The organism is Bradyrhizobium sp. UFLA05-112, assembly GCF_053572325.1.
The window spans coordinates 1-4,696 of the sequence record NZ_JBANBK010000175.1 but is presented as its reverse complement, the minus strand read 5'-3'; the positions used below and the strand labels follow the sequence as shown (position 1 = coordinate 4,696).

Annotated in this window: 4 protein-coding genes; 3 read left to right on the top strand and 1 reads right to left on the bottom strand. The window is 63.8% G+C overall.

Annotated features, from left to right (window positions below):
* Positions 1-1,455: glycine--tRNA ligase subunit beta (gene glyS, locus SO180_RS41950; protein ID WP_449384631.1), on the top strand; the 1,455-nt coding region annotated here is incomplete at its 5' end.
* A 251-nt stretch (positions 1,456-1,706) separates the two neighbouring features.
* On the opposite strand, the gene SO180_RS41945 is transcribed toward glyS, so the two are convergent.
* Positions 1,707-2,072 carry a DUF1236 domain-containing protein gene (locus SO180_RS41945; protein ID WP_449384630.1) on the bottom strand — a complete coding sequence of 122 codons (366 nt, stop codon included), beginning with the start codon at positions 2,070-2,072 and terminating at the stop codon, positions 1,707-1,709.
* A 249-nt stretch (positions 2,073-2,321) separates the two neighbouring features.
* Between SO180_RS41945 and SO180_RS41940 the strand changes: the two genes are divergently transcribed.
* Positions 2,322-2,477: a DUF3096 domain-containing protein gene (locus SO180_RS41940; protein WP_449384629.1), complete on the top strand. Its 156-nt coding sequence runs from the start codon at positions 2,322-2,324 to the stop codon at positions 2,475-2,477.
* Between the two features lie 177 nt (positions 2,478-2,654).
* Positions 2,655-4,696: pyruvate, phosphate dikinase (gene ppdK / locus SO180_RS41935; RefSeq protein WP_449384628.1), on the top strand; the 2,042-nt coding region annotated here is incomplete at its 3' end.

The window sequence follows — 4,696 nt, the reverse complement described above, 5'->3', positions numbered from 1 at the left end:
GTCGTGCTCGATCCGGAGCGCCGCAAGGACTCGATCCTGACCGACGCCAAGCAGCTTGCCTTTGCGCAGGGCTTTGAGCTGGTCGAAGATCAAAACCTGCTCGACGAGGTCGCAGGCCTCATTGAATGGCCGGTCGTGCTGATGGGATCGTTCGATCAGGAATTCCTGTCGATCCCGGCTGAAGTGATCCGCGCCACCATCCGCAACAACCAGAGGTGTTTCGTTGTGAGCGATCCCAAAACGGGCAAGCTTGCCAACAAATTCATTTTGGTTGCGAATATCGAGGCGACCGACGGCGGCAAGGCGATCGTCTCCGGCAACGAGCGCGTGATCCGCGCGCGGCTGTCAGACGCAAAATTCTTCTACGAGACCGACCTGAAGACGAAGCTCGAGGACCGGCTGCCGAAGTTCGAGCAGATCGTGTTCCATGAGAAGCTCGGCACGCAGGCAGAGCGCATCAAGCGCATCGAGCGCCTGGCGGCCGAGATTGCGCCGCTCGTCGGCGCCGATGTCGCCAAGGCAACGCGCGCCGCGCATCTGGCGAAGGCGGATTTGCTGACGGAAGTCGTCGGCGAATTCCCGGAAGTTCAGGGCCTGATGGGCAAGTACTACGCGCTCGCGCAGGGCGAGGACGCGTCCGTCGCGGCCGCGTGTGAGGAACACTACAAGCCGCAAGGGCCGGCGGATCGGGTTCCGACAGATCTGGTCGGCGTGGCGGTCGCGCTGGCGGACAAACTCGATACGCTCTCCGGCTTCTGGGCGATCGATGAGAAGCCAACGGGATCGAAAGATCCGTATGCATTGCGTCGTGCGGCGCTGGGTGTGATCAGGCTGATTGCCGAGAACACGCTGCGCCTGTCGCTCCTGAAGGTGGCGGCGTCGGCGCTTGCCGGTTTGTCGATGAAGCCCGCGGATGCGCAGAAGATCCCGAACGATCTCCTCGCTTTCTTCGCCGACCGTCTCAAGGTCCAGCTCCGTGAGCAGGGCGCGCGTCATGATCTCGTCGACGCCGTGTTCGCGCTCGGCGGCCAGGACGACCTCCTGATGATCGTTCGCCGCGTCGAGGCGCTCGGCAAGTTCCTTGACAGTGACGACGGCAAGAACCTGCTCGCCGGCACGAAGCGTGCCGGCAATATCCTGTCGATCGAGGAGAAGAAGGATAAGCGCACGTTCGACGGCGCGCCTGATGCGGCGCTCTACAGCCTGCCTGAAGAGAAAGCGCTGGCTAAGGCGATCGGCGAGGTGAAGGCGGAGGCAAGCGCTGCCGTCGCCAAGGAAGATTTCGCCGGCGCGATGAGCGCAATGGCAAAGCTCCGTCCGCCGGTCGATGCCTTCTTCGACAAGGTCCGCGTCAACGACGAGGACCCGAAGGTGCGCGAGAACCGGTTGAAGCTGCTGAACGAAATTCGTAGCGCCACGCGCGCGGTGGCGGACTTCTCGAAGATCCAAGATTGATCGAAGATCCAAGATTGACGATCTCGTGCCCCGGCTGCTGCGCGGCGCGCCGCCCTTTGCGGCGTGGTGCGCTGCTGATCCGGGGCCCATGCCGTGTGCACTCGGCTTCTGGGTCCCGGGTCTGCGCTTCGCTTGCCCGGGACACGAGAGCGCGCGTAAGAAAAAGCCCCGCCCGGCGGGGGGATGGACCGGGCGGGGCCTGATGTCCGAAAACTCTATTCGCGCCAAATCGAGTGAGACGCGCCGGACACCTAGTCGAGTACCTCGACGATTCGCCGCGAGCGCGGTTCGATCAGCACGGTCTCGCCGTTCACGACGGTGTAGCGATAGGTCGTCGGACCGAAGCGCTGCGGCACGTCATAGTAGGTGATGCCGGTTTCCGGCAGCACGGTGCCGACCACGACGCGGTCGGGCACGCTGAAGGCCGGCACGCGCTGCTCGACGACGTAATCGCGAAACGCCGGACGTTGTTCGACGGCGATGCCAGGGCTGCGTTCGGTCACGACGGGCGCGCGGCCGATCGTGACGTCGGCTTGAGCTTGGGCTTGCGCCTGCGCCGCGACGGGTGCGCCGAGCGCGACGCCAAGCGCTGCAAGTGCAAGAATCCTGTTCCGCATGGGCAACTCCTCACGAAGATGATTCGGCGCCACGCCAGTGGCGCGACCCGGTTGCCAATGCATGCACCCTGTTCAATGTTCCGAAAGATTGAGCGCCGCATCCGCGGCAATTTCAGGCAGTTTTCGCGAAGGGCGGAACTCATATATGGGCTCGCGCGTCTCTACTCGCGGAACCGGGACCGGTATGATCCGGCCGCGATTCGCATCACCCCAAAGGCTCACTCGCCCAAGCCTCGAGAAAGATATTTCATGCACCTCACCATCGCCCACATCTCGCCGATCATGTCGCTGATCGCGGGCGTGCTCATCCTGATCATGCCGCGGCTCCTCAATCTGATCGTCGCGATCTTTCTGATCCTGAACGGCGCGATCGGGCTTGGCCTTTTGAAGTGGCTGCATCTCTAGGGCATGATCCGGACCCGTAGGGCCGCGTTAGCGCAAAAGTGCGCAGCGGTTTTCCGAGCAGATCATGCCAAAGCCATAGTGCCGTTCATTTTCCGGAACTGTTCGACTTGCGCGAGCCCGCCCAAAGTGGTGTAAGGCCCGCGATTTCCCATCCCTCTCGCAGGTTGTGTGCAAGCCATGGCCAAAGCCGCCTCGAAGCCTAAGAAAATACCAGCGAAATCAAAGTCCTCTGCAAAGGCGAAAGCCGTGCCGGCGGCTCGCAAGGCGCTGCCCAAGAGCGCTGTGAAGAGCCCGGTCAAGGCTGCTGCGAAACCCGTCGCCAAGCCGGCGGCCAAGGCAGCGAGCAAGCCCTCGAACAAGCCGGCTGCGAAGCCGGCACCCGCCGTCAAGGCGGGCAAGTGGGTCTACACCTTTGGCGACGGCAAGGCCGAGGGCAAATCCGAAATGCGCGACCTGCTCGGCGGCAAGGGCGCCAATCTCGCCGAGATGGCCAATCTCGGCCTGCCCGTGCCTCCAGGCTTCACCATCCCGACCTCGGTCTGCACCTATTTCTACGCCCACGAGAAGACCTACCCGAAGGAATTGAAAGCGCAGGTCGAGAAGGCGCTCGACTATGTCGGCAAGCTGACCGGCAAGGCGTTCGGCGATGCCAAGAACCCGCTGCTCGTCTCGGTGCGCTCCGGCGCGCGCGCATCGATGCCGGGCATGATGGACACCGTGCTCAATCTCGGCCTCAACGATGAGACCGTGGAAGCGCTGTCCGAACTGTCGGGCGACCGCCGCTTTGCCTATGACAGCTATCGCCGTTTCATCACCATGTATTCCGACGTGGTGCTCGGCTTCGAGCATCACCACTTCGAGGAAATCCTCGACACATTCAAGGACAGCCAGGGCTACGCGCTCGACACCGATCTCACTGCCGAGGACTGGGTCGATCTGGTCGGCAAGTACAAGGATGCGGTGGCGCACGAGACCGGCAAGGAGTTTCCGCAGGATCCGCACGACCAGCTCTGGGGCGCGATCGGCGCCGTATTCTCATCCTGGATGAATGCGCGCGCGGTGACCTACCGCAAGCTGCACGACATCCCGGAATCCTGGGGCACCGCGGTCAACGTGCAGGCCATGGTGTTCGGCAACATGGGCGAGACGTCGGCGACCGGCGTCGCCTTCACCCGCAACCCCTCGACCGGCGAGAGCAGGCTCTATGGCGAGTTCCTGATCAACGCGCAGGGCGAGGACGTGGTGGCGGGCATCCGCACGCCGCAGGACATCACCGAGGACGCGCGGCAAGAATCCGGCTCCGACAAGCCGTCGATGGAAACGGCGATGCCGGAGGCGTTCAAGGAGCTGACGCGCATCTACACGCAGCTCGAAAAGCATTACCGCGACATGCAGGACATGGAGTTCACCGTCGAGCGCGGCAAGCTCTGGATGCTGCAGACCCGCGGCGGAAAACGCACCGCGAAGGCGGCGCTGCGTATCGCGGTCGAGCTCGCCAATGAGGGGCTGATCTCGAAGAAGGAAGCGGTGACGCGCATCGATCCTGCTTCGCTCGATCAGCTCCTGCATCCGACCATCGATCCCAACGCCAAGCGCGACGTGATCGCGACCGGCCTGCCGGCCTCGCCTGGTGCTGCCTCCGGCGAGATCGTGTTCTCCTCGGATGAAGCCGCCAAGCTTCAGGCCGACGGACGCAAGGTCATCCTGGTTCGTATCGAGACCAGCCCCGAAGACATCCACGGCATGCACGCGGCCGAGGGCATCCTCACCACCCGCGGCGGCATGACCTCGCACGCGGCGGTGGTCGCACGCGGCATGGGCAAGCCTTGCGTCTCCGGCTGCGGCACGATCCGTGTCGACTATGGCCGCGGCACCATGAGCATCGGCTCGCGCACCTTCAAGACCGGCGACGTCATCACCATCGACGGTTCGCTCGGCCAGGTGCTTGCGGGCCGTATGCCGATGATCGAGCCGGAACTGTCCGGCGAATTCGGCACGCTGATGAACTGGGCCGATCAGGTCCGCAAGATCGGCGTGCGTGTCAACGCTGACACGCCGGAGGATGCGCGCACCGCGCTCAAGTTCGGCGCGGAAGGCATTGGCCTCTGCCGCACCGAGCACATGTTCTTCGAGGAGACGCGCATCCGCACGGTGCGCGAGATGATCCTCTCCGAGGACGAGCAGTCGCGCCGCGCCGCGCTTGCAAAGCTCCTTCCCAT

Excerpts from the sequence above, each read along its gene's own strand:
- SO180_RS41945 (WP_449384630.1), bottom strand. The coding sequence starts at position 2,072 with ATGCGGAACAGGATTCTTGCACTTGCAGCGCTTGGCGTCGCGCTCGGC.
- SO180_RS41940 (WP_449384629.1), top strand. The coding sequence starts at position 2,322 with ATGCACCTCACCATCGCCCACATCTCGCCGATCATGTCGCTGATCGCG.